This window comes from Micromonospora sp. NPDC003776 (assembly GCF_053605645.1).
Genome location: NZ_JBSGJR010000930.1, coordinates 1 through 1,430, shown reverse-complemented (window position 1 = coordinate 1,430; position 1,430 = coordinate 1). Strand labels below are relative to the sequence as shown.

The window sequence follows — 1,430 nt, the reverse complement described above, 5'->3', positions numbered from 1 at the left end:
GGAACGGGATCGCCGCGCGGCTCGGCGGCCCCCCGGCTGCGGTCGAGGTCGCCGGCGGCGGCTTCACCCGGGGCTTCGCCGCGCTGCTCACCGGCCCCGACGGGGATCGGGTCTTCGTCAAGGCGGCGGCGCTGGACGGGCAGCGCCACCTGGTCGACTGGTCCTTCCACGAGGCCCAGGTCCTCTCCCGGCTCCCCGCCGGCCTGCCGGTCCCCCGGCCCCGCTGGGCGCTCACCGAGGCCGGCTGGTACGCGGTCGGGCTGACCGCCGTCGCCGGACGAACCCCCCGGCTGCCCTGGGAGCCGGCCGCGCTGGACGCCGTCCTCACCGGCTACGCCGAGGTGGCCGCCGCGCTCGCCGACCCGCCCGCGCAACTGGTAGCGCTCGGGCTGCCCCGCCTGGCCGACCTGGCCCGCGACGACATCCTGTCGTGGGGCGCGGTGGCCGCCGGCCGCGAGCCGGCACCCGGGCTGCCGGCCTGGGCCCCGCTGCCCGAGCTGGTCACGCTGGAGTCCCGCCTCCCCGGGTACGCCGACACCGCCGGGCTGGCCCACGGCGACCTGCGGGTGGACAACGTGCTGCTCGACGCCGACGGCCGGGCCTGGTTCTGCGACTGGCCCTGGCTGTGCCACGGGCCGGCCTGGTTCGACCTGGTCAGCCTGCTGATCACCGGGTTCGCCAGCGGCCTCGACGCCGACGCCGCCTTCGCCCGCCATCCAGCGTCGGCCCAGGCCCCGCCCGACGCGCTGGACGTGACGCTCGCCGCACTCGCCGGCTACTTCCTCACCGGCCCGGCGGCCGCTCCGTCGAGCGCCTCCCCGCACCTGCGGGCGCACCAGCGGTGGAGCGGCGAGCAGGCGCTCGGCTGGCTCGCCGTTCGGCAGGGGTGGACCTGACACCCTTCCCCCGCCCTCCTGATCCACCCGCCATCCCGAGCAGCGTCGGCACCGGCCCGCCGGTGGGCCGGCGTCCGGACGGCGGCGAGGGCTTCTCGGTGGCCGCCGGGCCTGGGTCGTGCTGGCAGGGCGGGGCTCCATCGCGGCTCGGGTGGCCTTCATTCCCGCTACGAACTTGATGTCGTAGGCGATTCACCACGGTGCGCCGCAACCGGCGACGGTGATCCGTCCACGACATCAGGTTCGTAGCCTGCCCCGATTGATCCTCCAGTCCGATCGGCACAGGCGGCTGACGCCCCGGGCCACGCCTGCCGGGGGCGCCTGCGCCGCCGCCGCGAGCAGCGTCGTCCGCTGCTGGCGCTTGATCCACTCCGCCTGCCGCAGGCCGGGGCTATCCGCCGCGAGGGATACCGCGACCTGCCGCAACCGGAGTGGATCACGTCCGGCGCGGCCGGAGACGGCCCGCCGCACGACCGGCGCGGACGGGCGCGGACCGGCGGGGACGGGCGCGGACCGGCGGGGACGGGCGCGGAC

General features: G+C 77.5%; 1 protein-coding gene. It reads left to right on the top strand.

What is annotated here, in order from left to right:
• Positions 1-8: 8 nt before the first annotated feature.
• Positions 9-896 (top strand): phosphotransferase family protein, encoded by an 888-nt coding sequence (locus ACWEVO_RS36470; protein WP_452311940.1) that lies wholly within the window; start codon positions 9-11, stop codon positions 894-896.
• The last annotated feature ends 534 nt before the right edge of the window (positions 897-1,430 follow it).